This window comes from Novosphingobium sp. YAF33 (assembly GCF_052113265.1).
Lineage (GTDB): Bacteria > Pseudomonadota > Alphaproteobacteria > Sphingomonadales > Sphingomonadaceae > Novosphingobium.
In genome coordinates this window covers 1-18,712 of sequence record NZ_JBFRCW010000018.1, presented here as the reverse complement: position 1 = coordinate 18,712, position 18,712 = coordinate 1, and the positions used below count along the sequence as shown (strand labels likewise).

Annotated in this window: 13 protein-coding genes; 6 read left to right on the top strand and 7 right to left on the bottom strand. The window is 66.2% G+C overall.

The features are described 5' to 3' along the window. Positions 1 to 10: 10 nt before the first annotated feature. Positions 11 to 2,464, bottom strand: a complete 2,454-nt coding sequence (locus tag AB4Z00_RS23935; RefSeq protein ID WP_442047504.1) for a TonB-dependent receptor — start codon at positions 2,462 to 2,464, stop codon at positions 11 to 13. Positions 2,465 to 2,787: 323 nt separating this feature from the next. Here AB4Z00_RS23935 and AB4Z00_RS23930 point away from each other — a divergent pair, with 323 nt between their 5' ends. From AB4Z00_RS23930 to AB4Z00_RS23915, 4 genes are read left to right on the top strand one after another with little or no spacing between them, the layout of a single operon-like run. Then, positions 2,788 to 3,621, top strand: a complete 834-nt coding sequence (locus tag AB4Z00_RS23930) for an SDR family NAD(P)-dependent oxidoreductase (protein WP_442047503.1) — start codon at positions 2,788 to 2,790, stop codon at positions 3,619 to 3,621. Between the two features lie 16 nt (positions 3,622 to 3,637). Next, on the top strand, positions 3,638 to 4,966 hold the full coding sequence (locus tag AB4Z00_RS23925; RefSeq protein ID WP_442047502.1) for a cytochrome P450: 1,329 nt from the start codon (positions 3,638 to 3,640) through the stop codon (positions 4,964 to 4,966). A gap of 11 nt (positions 4,967 to 4,977) precedes the next feature. Then, entirely contained in the window at positions 4,978 to 5,823 is an 846-nt protein-coding gene (locus tag AB4Z00_RS23920) for an SDR family NAD(P)-dependent oxidoreductase (RefSeq protein WP_442047501.1), read from the top strand. A gap of 5 nt (positions 5,824 to 5,828) precedes the next feature. Continuing rightward, positions 5,829 to 6,158 (top strand): 2Fe-2S iron-sulfur cluster-binding protein, encoded by a 330-nt coding sequence (locus tag AB4Z00_RS23915; protein WP_207913001.1) that lies wholly within the window; start codon positions 5,829 to 5,831, stop codon positions 6,156 to 6,158. A gap of 4 nt (positions 6,159 to 6,162) precedes the next feature. Here the strand turns inward: AB4Z00_RS23915 and AB4Z00_RS23910 are convergent, their stop codons facing one another. The 3 genes from AB4Z00_RS23910 to AB4Z00_RS23900 form a co-directional block, all read right to left on the bottom strand. Then, entirely contained in the window at positions 6,163 to 9,624 is a 3,462-nt protein-coding gene (locus AB4Z00_RS23910; RefSeq protein ID WP_442047500.1) for an indolepyruvate ferredoxin oxidoreductase family protein, read from the bottom strand. Positions 9,625 to 9,715: 91 nt separating this feature from the next. After that, on the bottom strand, positions 9,716 to 11,128 hold the full coding sequence (locus AB4Z00_RS23905) for an aromatic ring-hydroxylating oxygenase subunit alpha (protein WP_442047499.1): 1,413 nt from the start codon (positions 11,126 to 11,128) through the stop codon (positions 9,716 to 9,718). After that, positions 11,125 to 12,420 carry an amidohydrolase family protein gene (locus AB4Z00_RS23900; RefSeq protein ID WP_442047498.1) on the bottom strand — a complete coding sequence of 432 codons (1,296 nt, stop codon included), beginning with the start codon at positions 12,418 to 12,420 and terminating at the stop codon, positions 11,125 to 11,127. The genes AB4Z00_RS23905 and AB4Z00_RS23900 overlap by 4 nt, the downstream gene beginning before the upstream one ends. A 174-nt stretch (positions 12,421 to 12,594) precedes the next feature. On the opposite strand from AB4Z00_RS23900, the gene AB4Z00_RS23895 reads away from it, so the two are divergent. Then, the gene (locus AB4Z00_RS23895) at positions 12,595 to 14,430 is read left to right on the top strand and encodes a VOC family protein (protein WP_442047497.1); all 1,836 of its coding nucleotides are present in this window, start codon (positions 12,595 to 12,597) and stop codon (positions 14,428 to 14,430) included. Here AB4Z00_RS23895 and AB4Z00_RS23890 read toward each other — a convergent pair. Both AB4Z00_RS23890 and AB4Z00_RS23885 read right to left on the bottom strand, forming a co-directional pair. After that, positions 14,396 to 15,262 carry an alpha/beta fold hydrolase gene (locus AB4Z00_RS23890; RefSeq protein ID WP_442047496.1) on the bottom strand — a complete coding sequence of 289 codons (867 nt, stop codon included), beginning with the start codon at positions 15,260 to 15,262 and terminating at the stop codon, positions 14,396 to 14,398. The genes AB4Z00_RS23895 and AB4Z00_RS23890 overlap by 35 nt on opposite strands. A gap of 32 nt (positions 15,263 to 15,294) precedes the next feature. After that, a complete protein-coding gene (locus AB4Z00_RS23885) occupies positions 15,295 to 16,263 on the bottom strand; it encodes a TauD/TfdA dioxygenase family protein (protein WP_442047495.1) in 969 nt (322 codons plus the stop codon). 85 nt (positions 16,264 to 16,348) lie between these two features. Here AB4Z00_RS23885 and AB4Z00_RS23880 point away from each other — a divergent pair, with 85 nt between their 5' ends. Next, positions 16,349 to 17,059, top strand: a complete 711-nt coding sequence (locus AB4Z00_RS23880) for an IclR family transcriptional regulator (protein ID WP_442047494.1) — start codon at positions 16,349 to 16,351, stop codon at positions 17,057 to 17,059. A gap of 15 nt (positions 17,060 to 17,074) precedes the next feature. On the opposite strand, the gene AB4Z00_RS23875 is transcribed toward AB4Z00_RS23880, so the two are convergent. After that, the gene (locus tag AB4Z00_RS23875; protein ID WP_442047493.1) at positions 17,075 to 18,133 is read right to left on the bottom strand and encodes an aldo/keto reductase; all 1,059 of its coding nucleotides are present in this window, start codon (positions 18,131 to 18,133) and stop codon (positions 17,075 to 17,077) included. Between the last annotated feature and the right edge of the window lie 579 nt (positions 18,134 to 18,712).

The following is an 18,712-nucleotide window of genomic DNA, read 5'->3' as shown; positions in this document are numbered from 1 at the left end:
GTGGGCCCGGTCAGAATGCGTAAGACAGCTCCAGCCCGTAGGTACGCGGCTTGCCCACGACGGCGCCGTTGTGGCCCAGCGCGACGGCAAGCTGCATGCCGCCCACGAAATAGTCCTCTCCGAACAGGTTCTCGCCATAGAGCGCCGCGGAAAAGTCCGAACCCATGATCTTCTTCCAACTGAGGCGGCTGTTCACCAGGGCATAGCCGGGCAGCTTCGTGCGCGGTGAGACGCTGGCCGCGGCATTCGAGAAATACTGGCCGGTCTGCGCATAGACTTCGCCGCGCAGGCTGATCTCGCCGGCATCCTGCGCCACCGGCAGGATCACTTCCGCCCAGCCGGTGCCAGAGGCCTTGGGCGTGTCGCCAACCGGGCCGTAGAAGTAGGTGCTGCCGAACAGCTCCACCTGGTTGCGGGTGAAGTCCGCATCGGTCAGGGCCAGCTGGCCGCCGAGGCGCAGCCATTCCATGGGCATCACCGTGCCCTCGGCCTCGATGCCGCGCACCCGCTCGGCCGGCACATTGGTGGTGAAGGCGATGGAGGCAAGGGGACCTGCAGGGCCGTCGGGATCCGGAAACTCCACGCGCTGGACGTGCTGGATCCACTGGTTGAACAGCGCCAGGCTCAGCGAGGCGGGCCGGCCGAAGGCGCGGCCGCCGTACTTGACGCCGGCCTCTATGTCCTGCGTCGTTTCGGAATCGAAGAAGTTGCTGCCGCCCAGCGTGACGATGCCTACCGGATCGAGCGTGCCGTTGTAGCCGCCGCTGCGGAAGCTGCCGCGCGTCTTGAGGTAGAGCAGCCAGTCGGCATCGGGCTTGTATTCCAGGCCGACTTCCCAGCTCGGATCCTGGTAGGTGCGCTTCTGCTGGGGCGGGCCGAAATTGTCCGATCCGGCAAGCTGCACCCCGTAGACCCGCTCGCGCGTGTAGCGCAGCCCGGCCGTCAGCCGGAAGCCCGGCGCACCGATGCGTCCGAGATCGTAAGTGCCCTGCGCGTAGAGCGCGTCGGTGTGGTTCTTGATGCGGAAATGGTTGACCGCATAAGTCGGGAAACCGGGATTGGGGGAGAGATCGAAATAGGTCTGCGGATAGAGCGACCTGGTGTTCTGCCGCTGGAGATAGAGCCCGACGATGAATTCCAGCGCGCCGTCGGCAGCCTTGCCCTGTAGCTGCAGTTCCTCCGAATAGGAGCGCAGGTCCTCCACGTTTCCGAACTCGCCTGCGGGGGCATTGGCGGTGAGGATGGTGGCGAAGGGCGCGCCGAGCTGGGGTTGCTGCGAATCCGTGTAGGAATCCACCAGGCCGAAGATGTTGCGCAGCCGCAAGTCCCCGCCCAGCTCGATCTCCGTCGTGTTCGAGGCGTTCCAGTTCTCGCCGAAATGATCGGCTCCGGCAGGGTGGTTGGTCTTGTAGAGGCCGAGACGTCTTTGCTCCTCGACATAGGCGATCAGGCCCGGAGCATAGGCGTTCGGATGCGCGGCAAGGTACCGTGCCCAGGCGCCCGGACCTAGCACGCCGTCCAGCGAGGGGCCGAACAGCAGGCCCGCGCTGCACGACAGGGCAAAGCCGTTGTTCGTCTCTCCGCAGCCGTAGACGCTGTAGGTATAGGAGGCGCCGGTATTGTTCCCTCCGCTGCGCGCATATTGCACCACCGTCGTATTGACGAGGTCGGGCGTGGGCTTGAGCGTCAGGGAAATGCGGCCGCTTTCGCGATTGACCCTGCCGAGGTCCTCCCCTGTGTAGAGATCGCGGATATATCCGTCTGCATATGTCAGGTTGAAGGCGGCGCGCAGCAGCACCTTGTCCGCCACCAGCGGTATGTTGATCGCGCCTTCGACTTCGCGGCGGTCGTAATTGCCGTAGCGGCCGCGCAGATAGCCTTCGAACCTGTCGGTCGGCCGGGCCGACGTGAACAGCACGGCGCCGCCCGTTGCGTTGCGGCCGAACAGCGTGCCTTGCGGCCCTTTCAGCACTTGCACCGATTGCAGGTCGAAGAAGGTGGAGGCGCCGCTCACCGGCATGGGCACTTCGTTCAGGTAAGTGACGACTGCGGAAGGCGAGCCGCTGAAGATGTCCGCGCTCTGCCCGCGCAGGGAGTAAGTCAGCGAATTGTTGCCCTGCGTCTGGCGGATCGTCAGGCCGGGTACCGTCCGCTGGAGATCGGCATCGGTCACCACCGCGCGCGAGACGAGATCCTCGGCTCCGATTGCCGTGATCGAGATCGGCACGTCGGCCAGGCTTTCTTCGCGCCGTCGCGCCGTGACGACGATGACGCCGCTTTCGTCGGGACCGATCGGGGCGGTGGCGGTCGGCTGCTCCTCCTGCGCAACAGCCGGCGCAGGCGTCAGCGCGGTGATTGCCATAGCCACGGCCATGGCCGTCGGCGAAGCGAGACCGGCCGTGCCTGTGCCGGAAACGTGCGAGCGGCTGCGATAGGTCTTCAGATGGTCCTCCCCGCCTGGCATTTTCCGCAAGTTGTCCTTGCCGGAACCTTCCCCAGTTCGGTTCGACTCTAAGTTGCCCCAGAGTGATCCGCTATGCCTGCATCAGCAACGGCAAGCGCCTGTGGGCGAGATACCGCCGCGCGATCGATGGGCCTTGCCGGAAACTGCCATGGCAATTGCTCTGACCTGTCAGCGCTCTGCGAAGGCACGTTTTGCCTTGGCGATGTCTTCTTCCCTCGGGCTAAGTGGCGGCACTGGGGACGTGGCCCAAGCCCTTGCAGGCAGGCGCTGCGTCCGGAAACCGGAAGCACGGAGCAGGATGGCGGATGAGGGAGCAAGCGGGCTTGGGCAAGGGTTCGGGGCATCATCCGGCATCCGCGCCGGTCGTGTTGATCACCGGCGCCAGCGCCGGCATCGGCGAGGCGATTGCGCATCGTTTCGCGGCGGCGGGCTACCGGATCGTCGCCGTGGCGCGGCGGCAGGAAAAGCTGGATGCTCTGGCGCGCACCCTGTCGCCCCTGACGCAAGTGGAGACTCTCTCGCTCGACGTGGCCGAGCCCGCAAGCGCCGCCCGCGCCGTCCGTTTTGCGCTCGACAGGTTCGGCCGGCTCGACTGCCTGGTCAACAACGCCGGTTCCGGCCGCTGGGCGCCCGTTCACCAGACCGACGACGCAGCGATGGACGAAGTGATCGACATCAGCCTCAAGGCCACGTTCCGTTTCTGCCGAGAGGCCGTGCCCGCGCTCGGGCCGGGTTCGGCGATCGTCACGGTCGGCTCGACCTTCGGCCTGATCGGCGGGCTGGACGGAGGCATCTACTGTGCCGTCAAGGCGGCGCTGGTGGGGCTGACGCAGACGCTGGCCGCCCAGTACGGACCGCAGGGCATCCGCTCGAACCTGGTGGCGCCCGGCGTCATCAAGACCGACATGACCCGCGACCACTGGGACCTGCAGGGATTCCGGCGCCTCAACCAGGAAATGACCCCGTTCGACCGCGAGGGCACGGTTCAGGACGTGGCGAATGCGGTGTTCTTCCTGGCCTCGCCGGAGGGCAGTTACATCAACGGACAATCCATCGCCGTGGACGGCGGCTGGACGACCACCAAGTTCCTGGCAACCGAGGCGCTCGTCGCGGACCGCGTGCTTCCGCAGGCGGCCGGTGCCGCTGCAAGCCTCTGAAAAGCGGAGATACGACATGGCTGCTGCTGAAACTCAGGTCACCGGCCCCGCTCCCCGTGAGGCGGGACAATGCCCCGCGGCGCAGGGATCGGCGCTTCTGGGCAGTGCCTCGCTGACGGATCCGGCCATCTCGGCCCAGCCCACGGCCTATTACGATGCGATGCGGGCGCTCGATCCCGTCCATTACGACGAGAAGCTGCGGATGTACCTGGTCTCGCGCTACGAGGACATCCAGACCGTCCAGCGCGATCCGATCACTTATTCGGTTGAGCATGGCTACAAGGCGCAATATGCGGCCGGCTTCTTCGAGGAGTTCCAGCAGATCCTGGAACGCGACGGACAGGGCTATTTTCCCGACGCCATCATGTCCGACCCGCCTTACCACACACGCATCCGCAAGCTGATGGACAATGCCTTTTCGGCCCACCGTGTCCGGCAGCTGGAACCCCTGATCGAGACCATCGTGCGCGAGACGATCGAGGGCTTCATCGATCGGGGAGAGTGCGACGGGGTGAAGGACTTCGCGGTGCCGGTCACCATCCGCGTCATCTGCGAGCAGTTGGGCATCGACGTCTACGACGCGGACAAGATCCAGCGCTGGTCCATCGCCGTGACTCAGCAGATCGGCCGCATGCAGAACCGCGAGCAGATGATCGCCAATGCCAGGGACATCTGCGACCTCCAGAACTTCCTGATCGCCCATATGCGCGACCGTGAGGCGAACCCGCGCGAGGACATGATCTCCGATCTCGTCCACGCCCGGGCGGAAGGGGAGGACAACCCCACCCTTGCTTTCGGGGAAGCCGTCTCGCTGGTGCGCGCATTGATGATCGCGGGCAACGAAACGACGGCGACGGCGATGTCGAACATGCTCTACATCCTGGCCACGCAGCCGGAGGTCGCCGAACTGCTGAAGGAATCCGCCGACGATGACCGGTTGCTCTCGCGCTTCGTGGAGGAGCTTCTGCGGATCGAGCCGCCCGTGCGCGGCCTTTCGCGCATGACCACGCGGCCGGTGGAACTGGGCGGCAGGAGCCTGCCCGAAGGCGCGCACCTGCTGCTCATGTATGCCTCGGCCAATGACCAGCAGGACGTGTTTCCCTGTCCGCGCACGTTCGACATGGAGCGTTCCAACCTGGGCCGTCACGTTTCGTTCGGAGGCGGTTCGCACCGCTGCATCGGGCTGTCGCTGGCGCGCATGGAGATCCGGGTGGCGGCGCGCGAGGTGATCCGGCGCATGGAGGATTTCAGGCTGACCGTTCCGGCGGGGGACCTGAAGTACCTGCCCACGGTCGCCACGCATTCGATCGAGTGCCTGCCGATCGCCTTCTCCAAGCGGGCATGAGGGAGCGGCACTTGGGTCAGGAGCTGGCAGGAAAAGTCGCCGTGATCACCGGCGCGGCGCGGGGCATCGGCCGCGCGACCGCCGCGCTGTTCGTGGCCGAAGGCGCAAGGGTGGTGATCGGCGATATCGACGAGGAGGCCGGACAGGCCGCCGCCCTTGCCCTGGGGGAGGCCGCGATCTTCCGAAAGGCGGATGTCGGCCGGACTGAAGACATCGACGCGCTGGTGGCGGCGGCCGTCGACCGGTTCGGCGCCCTGGACGTGATGTTCAACAATGCCGGCGTCTCGTGCAGGCCGAGCGCCGATTTCCTCGACGACGATCTTGTGGATTTCGAACAGGTGATGCGCGTCAACGTGCTGGGGGTGATCCTGGGGACGCAGCGCGCCGCGCGGCATATGGCCAGGAACGGCGGCGGGTCTATCATCAACAACACGTCCATCGCCGGGCTCATTCCGGGTCTGGCCATGCTCGCCTATCGCACCTCGAAAGTGGCCGCGATCCATGCCAGCAAGTCCATGGCGATCGATCTGGCGCAATATGGCATCCGGGTGAACTGCCTGGCCCCCGGTCATATTCCCACCGATCTCAATGCCTTCGCGCCCCCGGGCGCATCGCTCGAGGCGGCCGCGCGTATCCAGGTGGCCATGAAGCCGGTGTGGGATGCGAACAAGCCGCTGAAGCGCCAGGGTACGCCCGAAGACGTGGCGCAGGCGGTCCTGTTCCTCGCCGGCGGCCGGTCGGCCCAGATCACCGGCACCGTGCTCGCCGTGGATGGGGGGATATCCGCGGGCGATCCGGTCAATCATTTCAGGGAGCTGATGGCAGCGCGTGCCGCGGCTCTGGGCGAAGGGGCGTGATGGCGATGGGCGTGACAGTGACATTCGTGGAGGAAGGCGGCGCGGAGCGGAAGTTCGAGGGCGTGGAGCCGTCCCAATCCCTGATGGAAGTGGGCCGCACGCACGGCGTGAGCGGCATTCTGGCCGACTGCGGGGGCGCCTGCGCCTGCGCGACTTGTCATGTCTATGTCGACGATGCCTGGATGGAGAAAGTCGGCAGTGCCGATGCGATCGAGGCGGAAATGCTCGACCTCGTTTCGGAATTCCAGAAGCCGAACAGCCGGCTCTCCTGCCAGATCCGCTTGCGGGAAGAGCTGGACGGGCTGCGCGTCGAAGTGGCGCCTAACGGCTATTGAGCGGTCAGGCCGCCGCCTGTCTCGGCGCCGCGCCAGTGGCGATGGCATCGAACCGTTTCAGCAAGGGGCCGAGCTGTTCGCGATAGGCGGCGACTCCGGCCATCTTCACCGGCCCGAACCCGCAGATCAGCGCTGCCGATGCGGCGATTTCGGTCGCGGTGGCGAGTCCGTCCTCGGTCATGCAATCCGCCAGCGAGCAGATCAGTCCGCGATATTCGCCGATAAGCGCCCGCTCCATGCGGCGCTCCGCAGTCATGCCGAAAGGGTCGAGCCGGGTGCCGCGCAGGCTTTTCATGCGGGCGAGCAGCGCAAAGAGGGGGAAGATCCAGCGCCCCATCGCGATCTTGCGCGGTCTTCCTGTTTTCGCATCCTTGCGGAAGGCGAGGAGGGGCGGGGCCAGGTTGACCTCCAGCCGGTAGTCGCCGTCGAACTGCGCGGCTAGTCCGGCCCGGAACGCCGGCGCGGTGTAGAGCCGTGCCACTTCGTACTCGTCCTTGTACGACATCAGGCGGGCAAGCTGCTCTCCCGCGGCCATGAGAAACGGCTGCGGATCGGCGATCCCGCGCGCCGCCAGCCGCCCGGAGATGTCATGCAGGAACGCGCGATAGTCTGCCGCCAGGGCCTCGTCCTGATAGGCGGCGAGGTGGCGGCTGCGGCTTTCCGTCAGGGTTTCCAGATCGGCGGGCATGGGCGAAACCGGATCGAGCCTGGCGACGGGTTCCAGGTCCTCGGGGAACGCCGCAGCGATCCGGCCCAGCGCCAGCGCGCGCAAGTTGGCCTCCACGGCGGTGCCGTTCAGCCGCACCGCCACGGCAATGGCGCTCACGCTCACCGGCAAAAGCCCTTTCTGCGCGGCGAAGCCGACCATCAGCAGGTTGGTGAAGATCGTGTCGCCCATCAACCGGGCCGCGAGGGCGAGCGCGCGCACCGATGCGACGTTTCCCTCCCCGACCCGTGTGGCGATGGCAGGCAGGAAGGTGGCGGCGCGGAAGTCCAGGTCCTTGCGGGTCTGGAATTCGCCGGTCGGCACGACATCCACATTCGCAATCACCCGACTGTCCGGTCGCAAGGTTCTGACGACATCGGGGGCAGAGGCGACCACGAGATCGCAGGCGAGCAGCAGGTCGGCCTGGCCGGTRCCCAGTCGGGCGCTCGGAATGCGCGCAGGATCCGCGGCGAAGCGGATGTGGCTCATCACCCCGCCACCTTTTTGCGCCATGCCCGTCATGTCGAGCACTTTGGCCGCCTTGCCCTCGATATGCGCGGCCATGCCCAGCACAGCGCCCACCGTCAGCACGCCGGTGCCGCCGATCCCCGTCACCAGCATGGCATAGCTATCCGGGACAGCGGCGAGCGCCGGTTCGGGCAGGCTTGCGATCAGCGGTTCGAGCGCGCCCATATCGGCGCCGCGCCGCGCGACCCGGGCGCCGCGCACGGAAACGAACGAGGGGCAGAAGCCTTTGACGCAGCTGTAGTCCTTGTTGCACCCGGACTGATCGATGGCGCGTTTGCGCCCAAAGGCGGTTTCAAGCGGGGTGATGCTGACGCAATTGGACTGGCGCGAACAATCGCCGCAGCCTTCGCAGACGGCGGGGTTGATGTAGAGCCGCATGTCCGGATCGGGCGCATCGCCCCGCTTGCGGCGGCGGCGCTTCTCGTTGGCGCAGGTCTGCTCGTAGAGGATGGCGGAGACGCCGGGCACCGCGCGCAGGTCGCGCTGGACCGTGTCCAGCCGGTCGCGATCGAGCACGCGGACTTGCGCCGGGAGCTTGCCGCGCCAGTGCTCGGGCCGGTCCGAGACCAGGACCACCGGATCGACGCCTTCCGCGATCAATTCGGCGGCGATCTGCTCCGGCTGGATATTGCCTTCCAGCGGCTGGCCCCCGGTCATCGCCACGGCATCGTTGTAGAGGATCTTGAACGTCACGTTCGCCGAGGCCGACAGCGCTGCCCGGATCGCCAATATGCCCGAATGCGTATAAGTGCCGTCGCCCATGTTCGAGAAGACATGCCCGGTCTCGGTGAAATGCTGGGCGCCCAGCCAGGGCAGGCCTTCGGCGCCCATGCCGACCACATTCATCGTGCGGCGCTCGGGCATGAAGGCGGCCAGGCCATGACAGCCCGTTGCGCCCATTGCCAGGCTGCCCTCGGGCACATGGGTGCTGGTGTTGTGGGGACAGCCCGAACAGAAGTAGGCCGGGCGAACCGCTCGGGCTGGCTCCGCCGCTGCCGCTTCCAGAGTGGCAAGCCGCTCGGCGGCGTCGCGGGCAGCCCCATCGAGAACGCCGAGCCCCGCCAGACGCGAAACGAGGACGCGTCGCACCAGTCCCGCATCCAGGACATTGTCGAGCGGCAGCAGCGCGCGGCCCTGCTCGTCCCGCTTGCCGAGAAGGAGGGGACGCGGGCCGGGCATGGCGAATAGGGCGGCGGCCAGCTGCTCCTCGATCACCGGGCGCTTCTCTTCCACCACCAGGATCTCGCGCGCGCCGGCGCAGGTGCTGCGCAGGAACGCCTCGTCCATCGGCCAGGTCATGCCCAGCTTGACCAGCGCGATGCCGAGGGCCTGGCATCGGGCGGCGTCGAGGCCAAGCGCCAGCAAGGCTTCGCAGACGTCGAGATAGGGCTTGCCCGCGGTCAATATCACCAGGTTGCGCCGCTCGGGCGCGATGAGCACCCGGTTGAGGCCGTTTGCGCGCGCAAACTGGACGGCCGCAGGCAGGCGCTCGTTCACCACCAGCGATTCCTGTGTCAGCGGCGGCAGGCTGCGGCGGATGTTGAGATCCACCCCTGCCGGACGGTCGGGCCGCTCGATCCGCAGATCGGGCAGGATGACCGAGGAGGTCAGGTCCAGCGTATCGGTGACGGCCTTGAGGCTGACGTAGAGGCCGCTGAACCGCGACATCTCCCAGCCGAGCAGGCCATAGGCGATGATCTCGTCGGTGGTGGAAGGCGCCAGGATCGGCAGGAATCCGGCGATCAGCGTGTGTTCGGACTGGTGTGCGGAAGCCGAGGACTTGGCCGCATGATCGTCCCCCGCAACCACCAGCACGCCGCCGTTTGCGTGAGTGCCCTCGAAGTTTGCCAGCTTCAGCGCTTCGCAGGCGCGGTCGACGCCAAGGCCCTTGGCGTACCAGAGGGCGAACACGCCATCGAAGCGCGGCTTGCCGAACCAGTCCACTTGCTGGGTCCCGCGCAGGCTGGTGGCGGCCAGTTCCTCGTTCAGGCCGGGCTCGAAGTGGATCCGGTGCGCGTCGAGCAAGGCCTTGGCCGACCACAATTGCGCATCGAGCGTCGTGATCGGCGATCCGCGATAACCGGTGACATAGCCTGCCGTGTCGCGCCCGGCGGCCCGGTCCCGCCGCGCCATGTCGAGCGGCAGGCGCACGAGCGCCTGCATCGATGTCAGGAACACTTGCCCCGAGGTCTGCTCGAACCGGTCCTGCAAGGCGGCGACGGACTTGGTCACGCAAAGTCCTTCGGGCAAGGCCCCGGTGTTTCGGTTCCCCTGGGCTGCGGCGTCGTGCCTCTTCCGCCGCCCTGCTGCGCGCTTTCCCGCATTACCATTGGGGCCTGAACGGCTCCATCGCCATGTACCTGTCCACGGCGTCCTCGAAGTGGCGGATGCGGATTTCCTGATAGTTGGCAAGCGTTATGCCGGGCTTGGCGCTGGCTTCCAGGCCCTCCTGCTGGGCATGGAGATTGTCGGTATCCTGGTCGAGGATGCGGCCGAAACCGGGGTCCATCCCTTCGGCTTCGGCGAAGGACTGGTCGTCGTCCAGGATCTGCACTTCCGCGGTTTCCGGGCGGCGTCCGCCGCGGGGGATCGGCCGCATGAACATGACCTCGTAGATGCAGCGGCGATGGTCGCGGGCGTCGGGCCGGAAGCGGTAGAGCATGGGCAGGGAAATGCCGGGGAAGACGTAGAGGTTGGGGAACATCGTATAGGAATAAGTGTCGAGCAGCTCGGTGTCGGAAACCTGGCTGAGGTCGGCATCGGCAGCCTTTTCGAACATGGCGCGGAACATGTCCGCCATGACCTGCCGCGCGCGCTCGCCCGGGGCCAGCCGCGGCTTGCTGCCGCCCAGCGCGGAGCTGTCTCCCAGCGTGAAATTGTCGATGATGTCCTGTTCGCTGTACTTGCCGGCCAGGTTCGGGCTGACCACGCCAAGCGTGGAGATGAATCGGTTCACATGCTGGCCATAGACGTCGTACTGCGAATTCACGTCGCCGTTGGCCGGGGCGACCTGGGGATGGGTGTCGAGCACATGGTAAGCCTCCTGGAAGGCTTCCACCGTCAGCTTCCAGTTCGCCGGATAGCTCTTCTGGACGTGGAGATAGATGTATCGGTCCTCCAGTTTCCAGGCCTCGAAATGCTTCATGATTTCCGGGCCGAAGTACGTTGCCAGCGTGGGCGCGTCGGGGTCCATGTTGATGAACACGAAGCCTCCCAGGCACTCCACCCTGGCATCGGGCAGGCGCATCCGCTCCGGGTCGACATGGGCGAAGTCCCACTGGCAGGGGATGTTCCGGTTGGTGCCGTCGAGGTTCCAGCTCCAGCCGTGGAACGGGCACTTGATCTGGTTGCCGCTGCCCAGGGTGTTCGACGGTTTCAGCTTGGTGCCGCGATGAAGGCAGGCGTTGAAATGCGCCTTGATCTCGTTCTCGGCCACGCGGGTGACGATGAAGCTGTAGGGGCCGATGTCGTAGACGTAATAGTCGCCCACTTCGGGAATGTGCTCCTCGCGGCAGGCCATCTGCCAGGTGCGGGTCCAGAGCTTGTCGAATTCCTGTTTCTGGAACGCGGGATCGACGTAGCGATCCTTCGATATGTCCTGGCTGCCCAGGTATTCGTAGGATTGCGAGGTCGCCCAGTCCGGGGCGGGAACCCGGTCGCGGGCGATGATGTCCTGCGTGCTTTCCGCAGGGCAGCGCGCCTCGCCAAGCGCGAGAGTGTCTGGCTCAGGCTTCATCCCACTTTCTCCACCTTGCGGCCGGCGGGCGATGCTTTCGCGCGGGCGCCGCTGTCGTTCTTGTGCATCTGGCCGTCCTTCATGATCAGGAGAAGCCTGGCGGTTTCCGTCAGCACGGAGACGTCCGCCAGTGGATCGCCGTCGACCAGGATCAGGTCGGCCAGCGCCCCTTCGGTCAGGGTGCCGAGATCGCCTTGTGCCCTCATGGCCAGGCCGCCGTTGCGGGTGGCGCAGACCAGTGCAGCGGCGGGGCTGTAGCCGTAGTATTCGACGAAGAACTGCAGGTCCCGCGCCTGTGCGCCCTGCTTGCTCCAGCCGAAGCCGTAATCGCCGCCGATCAGGTGGCGCACGCCGCGCTTGCGCAGTTCCGTGTGCGTGCGGATGGAGTTTTCCATCAGCTCGGGAATGTTCATATATCCGCCGACTTCGGGCGTGAGGCCGAATGCGGAGGCTTCGCCCTTGAGGATCTGGTGGAACAGCCCGACCGTGGGTACCACGAACATCCGGTCGCGGGCCTCCTCCATCATGTCCAGCAGTTCCTCGTCGGCATATTCGCAGTGGAACAGGGCATCGACCCCGGCGCGCAGGCAGGCCTTGGAGCCGGCGATCGAGCGCGTGTGGGCGTTGATCTTGCGGCCATAGGCATGCGCCGTCTCCACCGCGACGCGGATTTCCTCGAACGTCATCGGCGTGGTGTGGGCGGGCGTGGAGGGATAGAAGGGATCGCCGGAGACATCGAGCTTCACATTGTCCACGCCCTCGCGGCAATGGAGGCGCACGGCGCGGCGCATCTCCTCCACACCGTCGACGATCGTGGCAGGGCCAATGCGCGGATCGTGTTCCTTGCCCTCGTCGCCCATTGCCCCCGTGACGCTGATCTCCAGCCCGCCCGCGCGGATGCGGGGGCCGGGAAGCCGCCCGGCCTCGACCTCGTCACGCACCGCCACGGCAAGCCGCAGCTTCGCTTCCGAAGCGCCATAGGCACTGGTGAAACCCGCATCGATCAGGGCCTTGGCGCCGCGTGCGGCGGTGAAGACCTGCCGCTCCGGCGAGGGGGTGATGAGATCCTCCGTGCGCGTCACGTTCTCGAAGGAAAGATGCGTATGGCCCTCGGTCATGCCGGGCATGAGGAACAGGCCGGAAGCATCGACGATTTCCGCTCCCGGCGGGCACGGTCCGCCGCCGCGCAGGACGGCGCGGATACGGTTGCCTTCTATCAGCACGTCTCCGGTGAACGGATCGGCGCCGGTGCCATCCCAGATGCTGGCGCCCTGAATCACTGTGCTGCCCATTGGATGACCTTTCTCCATCGGCTTACCGGATCATCCTTTACCGGCTGGCGCCTCGCTGCCCGATGACGGGACATGCACCGCGACTTGTCTGCCCGCGCCAGCACGCGGCGACACGGTTGTTCCGGGGCGGGGGCTGGGGCAATCGACGGGACGCAGGACCCGCAAGAGGCAGCCATGATCCGAGGAATTCACCACGTTTCCGTCCACGTCCGCGATCTCGAACGGATGATCGCGTTCTACCGCGATGCCTTCGGTTTCGAACTGGTGGGCGAGCCCTTCGGCTGGAAGGAAGAGCCGGTGCTGGACGCTCTGATCGACGTGCTCGGCTCTGCGGCGCGAGGGGCCATGCTGCGGACGGGGAACTGCTATGTCGAGCTGTTCGAGTTCCAGGCGCCGCCGGGTCGCACCGAGCCGCTTTCCCCGCAGGACAGGGGCTATACGCATTTCTGCATCGACGTGACGCACGATATAGAGGGCGAATACGCTCGCCTGAAAGCGCTGGGCATGACGTTCGGCGCGCCCGCCCCGATCGATATGGGACATGTCAAATCGGTCTATGGCCGCGACCCCGAGGGCAATGTGATCGAACTGCAGCAGACCGCCGCCCATTGCGACTTCCGCCTCGACCGTCTGCCTGACCGCATGGGCGAAGCGGAAATTGGCGCCGTCAGCGGCGCGGTAGAGGCGACCGGCCATGCGCGGGGGGACGACACCGGCGTCCTCATGCCGGCGCACGAGGCGGCGCTGCGTCTTGGCGGCGCGGCGTTCCTCACGCGGGCCTTTCACGCCTTCGGTTCGATCTCTCCTGCCAACAGCGTCACCCGGATCATCCGGCTGGAGCCTTGTCCGGGTGGCAGCACCGGGCACAAGTTGTTCCTGTCAGTGGCCTATGCGCTGGAGGAGCCGGGGTTGCAGCGCGATCTCTTCGTGAAGTTCTCGCGCGATTTCACCGACAGCCGCCGCGATCATGCGCGCCACGAGATGGAAAGCGAGGCGCGCTTCGCATCCGTCTCGCGCGCGCCGGGTTTTCCCATTCATGTGCCGAGGGCCTATTTTGGTGACTTCGACCATGCCAGCGGCACCGGCCTGCTCATCACCGCGCGCGTGGCTTTCGGCCGGGACGACATCGAGCCGCAGCGCGAGAAATGCCGGGATCACGAGATCGACGATCCGCTGCCCTATTATCGCGCCTTGATCGCCGCGCTCGCGCGCCTCGCCGCTGCGCACAAGGCCGGGCGGTTGACCGCGGATATGGAGCAGCGCTTCCCCTTCGATCCCGCTGGCGCCGGCGTCGAGCGCGTGACCGGCGACGCGGCAGCGCTGCGCAGGACAGTGGAGGGATGCCGCCAGTTCGCGGCGGACCTGCCGCAGCTTCTGCCGCCGGCGCTACGGGCGCCCGAATTCTACGACCGCGTCCTGCGCGATGTCCTGCGCATCGGGGAAAACCGTGACAGGCTCGCGGCCTATCTGCTCGGCAATCGGGACTTGATCGCGCTCTGCCACTGGAATGCCCATATCGACAATGCCTGGTTCTGGCGCGACGATCGGCAGGTTCTTCATTGCGGGCTGCTGGATTGGGGCGGGGTCGCGCAGATTACCTTCGGATCCGCGCTCTGGGGCTGTCTGAGCGCGGCGCATACGGGGATGTTGGAGAACGATCTCGACGCGCTGCTCATGCTGTTCCTGCAGGAATACCGCGCGCAGGGCGGCGCTGGGATCGACGCCGAGGAACTGAAGCGCCACTTCTTCGTCCACGTCGGGGTCATGGGCGCAGCGCGGGTGCTGGCGCTCCACAAGGTGCTGCTGCGGCGGCTGCCCGGCGGGGCGGCGATCCTGGGCCCGCACGACCCCCTGGTGGCGGAAGAGGAGGGCCTCCGCACCGTCCTGCACATCTATACCGTGTTGCTGACGCTCTGGTCGAAGGCGGATCTGGGGGCTGCGCTCGATCACGTATTGGGGGCGGAGGGCGGCCCGGTCAGTCCCGGAAGAATTCGGTCAGCATCGGTGTAAGCAGCGGCCAGCGTTCGAAGCGGCCGCGGCGCTTCGCGGTGTCGATCGGGAAGGTGGAGACGTCGTTCCACTCCTGATCGCTCCACGGTGGCTCCACCAGCGAAGAGCAAGGCAGCAGCTCGTGCACCCATTCGGAGGTGCGCCGCGTGTGGGCCATGTCGCTTTTTCCTGAGCGGAAGGTCATGACCGGCATCGTCAGCGCCGCGAAGTCCGCAGGCGTCATGCCCGGTATCGGCGTCTCGTCGCTATAGGCGAATGCCTTGCCCCAGCGCTGCATGGTATCGATATAGGCTTCCGCATCCTGCGCCAGGAGGATGTCGCGGATCCGGGGATTGCGCGCGGTCTGGTCGGCCCAGCTCGGCAGCGCCGCCACCGCTTCCATCCCGCCTTTCGAGGCGGCGGCGATCTGGTCTCCGCAATAGAACCAGGCGAGCCCGGCCAGCCCCACCGGTCCGCCGCTGAGCCACCAGATCGCGATCTTGCGGACGTTCTGCGGCATGCGCGCCGCCGCCATCAGCGTTATCCGCGAACCCGCAGATCCACCCGCCATGCGGATGTCCTTGAGCCCCAGCGCCTCGACCAGCCCGACCAGCGCCTGCGCGTTCATCACGGATTCGGAAGGCGCGGTGAAGGCGATGTCGGATGCGCCGCAACCGGGACGGTCCCAGAGCAGCACCCGGTAGCCGGCCTGCGCCAGTTCCGCCCCCAGTTCCGGAACGCCGGCCGTGTCGCGTGCGTAGCGCCCGCCCGGCGTGATGACCAAGGAAGGCGCGCCTTCCTCGCCGAGCAGCTCGTAGTCCAGCATGAGCCCGTTCACGTCGATCCTGGCCATCGATGCTCTCCCGCTTCTTCGCTGTTTCGCCGTCAGGCCATGGCGTCGGCGGAATTCTGTTCCACCGGCGTCGTTTCCCAGCGGCCGAGGCGATAATCGCCGGCGATGGTGGTGCGATACATCAGGCGCTCCTCGTCCGGGTCGTTGCCCGAAACGCAGTGCAGCATCCGCGTGTTGTCCCAGATCACCATGTCGCCCTCGCGCCACTTGTGATGGTAGCTGCAGGCGCCGCCCAGGCGGTTGATTTCCTGGCAGACCGCTTCCAGCAGGGCATCGCCCTCGGGCGTCTCGTTGCCGACAAGGCCCTCGGCCATATAGGCCGAGACATGGAGCACTTTCTCGCCGCTGGCGCGCGTCCAGACCGAAGGGTGGATCGCCCGCGACATCCTGGCCACCTGCTCGTCGAAGGATGCGGGGATCGGCTTGGGTTCGACCATGCGATATCGGGCCGGCTTGCCGAACTTGAGCCGGTCGTACTGGGTGGAGAGCTTGTAGACCACTTCCGTGCCCTCGATCCGCGCGCGCAAGTCCTCGGGAAACATGCGGTATAGCGCCACGCCGTCGAGGAAGCCGGTGATGCCCCCTTCTTCCACCCGCTCGACGGAACGCAGCACGCCCGCGCGGTTCAGCTCGTCGTTATAGCAATGGTCGAAGTGCCACGGCAGCCAGTGCGAGAGCTGCTTGCCGTCGACTTCGACAATGCCCTGCCCGCGGCGGCTGCGAATTTCGATCACGCCGGGAAGCCGGCTGGAATCGACGCGGCTGACCGCCTTGACCGGATGCTCCTTGAGCGGGCCGAAGCAGCTGCTGATCGCCAGTTGCATCTCGTCGCTCTGTTCCACGTCCTCGAACACGATCATGCCATGCTCGACGAACAGGGCGTCTATCTGCTGGCGGGTATCGGCATCCTCCAGCATGGCGAGCGTGAGGGCGCCGATCCGGATGCCGAAAGGAATACCCTCGCCAAGGGGGCCGACGGTGAATGCGTGAGGCCTGGTCATGCAACACTCTCCTTGCAACGCTCACTTTATTGTATTACTTAGTGATACGATGTATTGAATAGTGACATGATAGGAGATTCCCCCCATGGCCGTCAAGCGGGGCCAGAGTGGTGGCCGCATGCTGCAGGTGTTCGAAGCGGTGGCCGCCGCGCAGCCGATCGGCGTCAGTGCGCTGGCGCGCCTGCTGGCGGCGGACAAAAGCGCGGTCCAGCGTGACCTCATGACGCTGGCCGATGCGGGCTGGATCCGCTCCGCAGGCGATGCGAAGTGGGAATTGACGCTGCGCATACTCACCCTGGCGCGCACGCCGCACTCCAGCAACGACTTGCGCCAGCGCGCCCGCCCGGTGCTCGAAACGCTGCGGTCGGCAACCGGGGAGACGGCCTATCTCACCGTGCCCGACGGCGGCCATTTCGTGGTGATCGATGCTCTGGAAAGCCCGCAAGTGCTGCGCATGGCACCCCCGGTCGGCATGGTCGTGCCTTCGCACGGGAGCGCCACGGCGCGCGCGGTGCTGCCCTATCTGAGCGCGCCGGAACAGCGCGACTTGCTCTCTGCGCCGCCGGACGCGGATCTGCAGGCACAGTTCGCGGCAACGCGTGCGCGGGGCTATGCCGTGAATGACGGGGACATCGTCGCCGGGGCGGTCGCCATCGCCTCGGCCGTGCTCGGGCCGGACGAGCGACCGCTCGGCACTCTGGTGCTGACCGGCCCTTCGGAGCGCCTTGGCCCTGAACGTCGCGCGCTGCTCGGCGGCCAACTGGCTGGCGCCGCGCGTTTGCTCTCCGCCGCTTAGGATTCCGATCCGCGCCTATACCCGATCACGCAGCTTCACGTTGCCGAACATCATGCTCCGGGCTGGTCCCTGCAGCACATCGATCGGGAAGACCGGCGGCACCGCGCTGGCCGCGTCGAGCCTCGCGAGTTGCTCGGGCGCGATTTCCAATGCCAGTGCACCGAGATTGTCCTCAAGCTGCCCCGGGGTGCGCACCCCGACCACAGGCGAGGCGACGGCCGGATGAGTCAGGGTCCAGGCCAGGGCGAGTTGCGCCGGGGTGCAGCCGATTTCGCCGGCAATCTCGACGACCCGGTCGGCAATATCGAGATTTCGTGCCGTCAGCTTTCCCGTGGCGGCATTGATCGCCTTGCGCGAGCCGAGTTCGTCCATGTCGCCGCCGCCAAGATCGGCGCGCGTGTATTTTCCGGTGAGAAGGCCCTGGCCCAGCGGCGCCCAGGGCGAAACGCCCAGGCCCATCTCCCGGGCCATCGGGATCAGCTCGCGTTCGACGGTGCGTTCGATCAGGCTGTAGGGGATCTGCAGCGCGCAGAACGGCGTCCAGCCGCGCAACTCGGCAATGGCCTGCATGCGCGAGGCCTGCCAGGCCGGCGTGTCGGACAGGCCGATGTAGAGCACTTTGCCCTGGCGGACGAGATCGTCGAAGCTGCGCAGGATCTCGTCCACGGGCGTGTTGAAGTCCCACATGTGGAGATAGAGCAAGTCGATATAGTCGGTACCCAGCCGCCTGAGACTGTCCTCTACCGAGCGGATCATGTTCTTGCGGTGATTGCCGCTGGCATTGGGGTCGCCGGGCCTCGTCGTCAGCGAGTACTTGGTGGAGACCACCAGGCGATCGCGCCGGCCCTTCAGCAGTTCACCCAGCAGGACTTCGGACTGGCCCATCTGGCCATAGAAGTCTGCGGTGTCGATGAAGTTGCCGCCGCGATCGATATAGAGATCGACCATCCGGCGCGCCTCCTCGTCACTGCTGCCCCACGCGCCCGCGCCCACGCGAAAGGTCATCGTGCCCAAGGCCAGCGGCGAGACCCGCAGGCCGGAGCGCCCCAGCAGGCGGTAATCGTCGAGTTGCATCGCCAGCGATCATCCTCTTTTCGATCCAACTCCGGTTTCGGCCGAAGTTTGTCTCGTGGCTTCCAATGTCGAAACAACAGCGCCGCGCCAGGCCGTTTCAGGAGGGGATGGTTCCCCGGTCAAGCGCCGATCCCGCATGCCACCAGCTTTGCCGTTCCAGTTTTGGTACGTTGCCGCTGCAGTCAATTTTTGACTTGCGGGCGGGTTGCCGTCTAGACGCAGCCGAACTCCGGAACAGCCGACAAGGCGCGCCGAATCCGATTCGGCATTCTCACCGACCGGGCGTCACGACTGCCGATGATTCGCAGGTCGAATTTCCCCAATTGTGGGTAGCCGAGCGCAGCCTCGAAAAATTTTTTTCCGGCCGCTGCAAGGCATCCGGGCAGGTCCAACGCAGGTCCCGCCATTAGCTGCGCGCGCGTAGCATGAAGGGATCGTGTCCCGAGAGGTGGTGTAGCTTTTCTGGACCACCTTGCTTTTCGGCCTCAGCCTGAGCCGATCATGAGCCGGGTACTGCCGACAGCATGACAATGGGATTGTCGCTGAGCGGGGCCATCGTTTCAAGCGTCATGTACCGCG

What these genes read in the sequence shown, in the direction of transcription:
- AB4Z00_RS23935 (WP_442047504.1), bottom strand. Translation starts at nt 2,464, where the DNA reads ATGCCAGGCGGGGAGGACCATCTGAAGACCTATCGCAGCCGCTCGCAC.
- AB4Z00_RS23925 (WP_442047502.1), top strand. Translation starts at nt 3,638, where the DNA reads ATGGCTGCTGCTGAAACTCAGGTCACCGGCCCCGCTCCCCGTGAGGCG.
- AB4Z00_RS23915 (WP_207913001.1), top strand. Translation starts at nt 5,829, where the DNA reads ATGGGCGTGACAGTGACATTCGTGGAGGAAGGCGGCGCGGAGCGGAAG.
- AB4Z00_RS23905 (WP_442047499.1), bottom strand. Translation starts at nt 11,128, where the DNA reads ATGAAGCCTGAGCCAGACACTCTCGCGCTTGGCGAGGCGCGCTGCCCT.
- AB4Z00_RS23900 (WP_442047498.1), bottom strand. Translation starts at nt 12,420, where the DNA reads ATGGGCAGCACAGTGATTCAGGGCGCCAGCATCTGGGATGGCACCGGC.
- AB4Z00_RS23895 (WP_442047497.1), top strand. Translation starts at nt 12,595, where the DNA reads ATGATCCGAGGAATTCACCACGTTTCCGTCCACGTCCGCGATCTCGAA.
- AB4Z00_RS23890 (WP_442047496.1), bottom strand. Translation starts at nt 15,262, where the DNA reads ATGGCCAGGATCGACGTGAACGGGCTCATGCTGGACTACGAGCTGCTC.
- AB4Z00_RS23885 (WP_442047495.1), bottom strand. Translation starts at nt 16,263, where the DNA reads ATGACCAGGCCTCACGCATTCACCGTCGGCCCCCTTGGCGAGGGTATT.
- AB4Z00_RS23880 (WP_442047494.1), top strand. Translation starts at nt 16,349, where the DNA reads ATGGCCGTCAAGCGGGGCCAGAGTGGTGGCCGCATGCTGCAGGTGTTC.
- AB4Z00_RS23875 (WP_442047493.1), bottom strand. Translation starts at nt 18,133, where the DNA reads ATGCAACTCGACGATTACCGCCTGCTGGGGCGCTCCGGCCTGCGGGTC.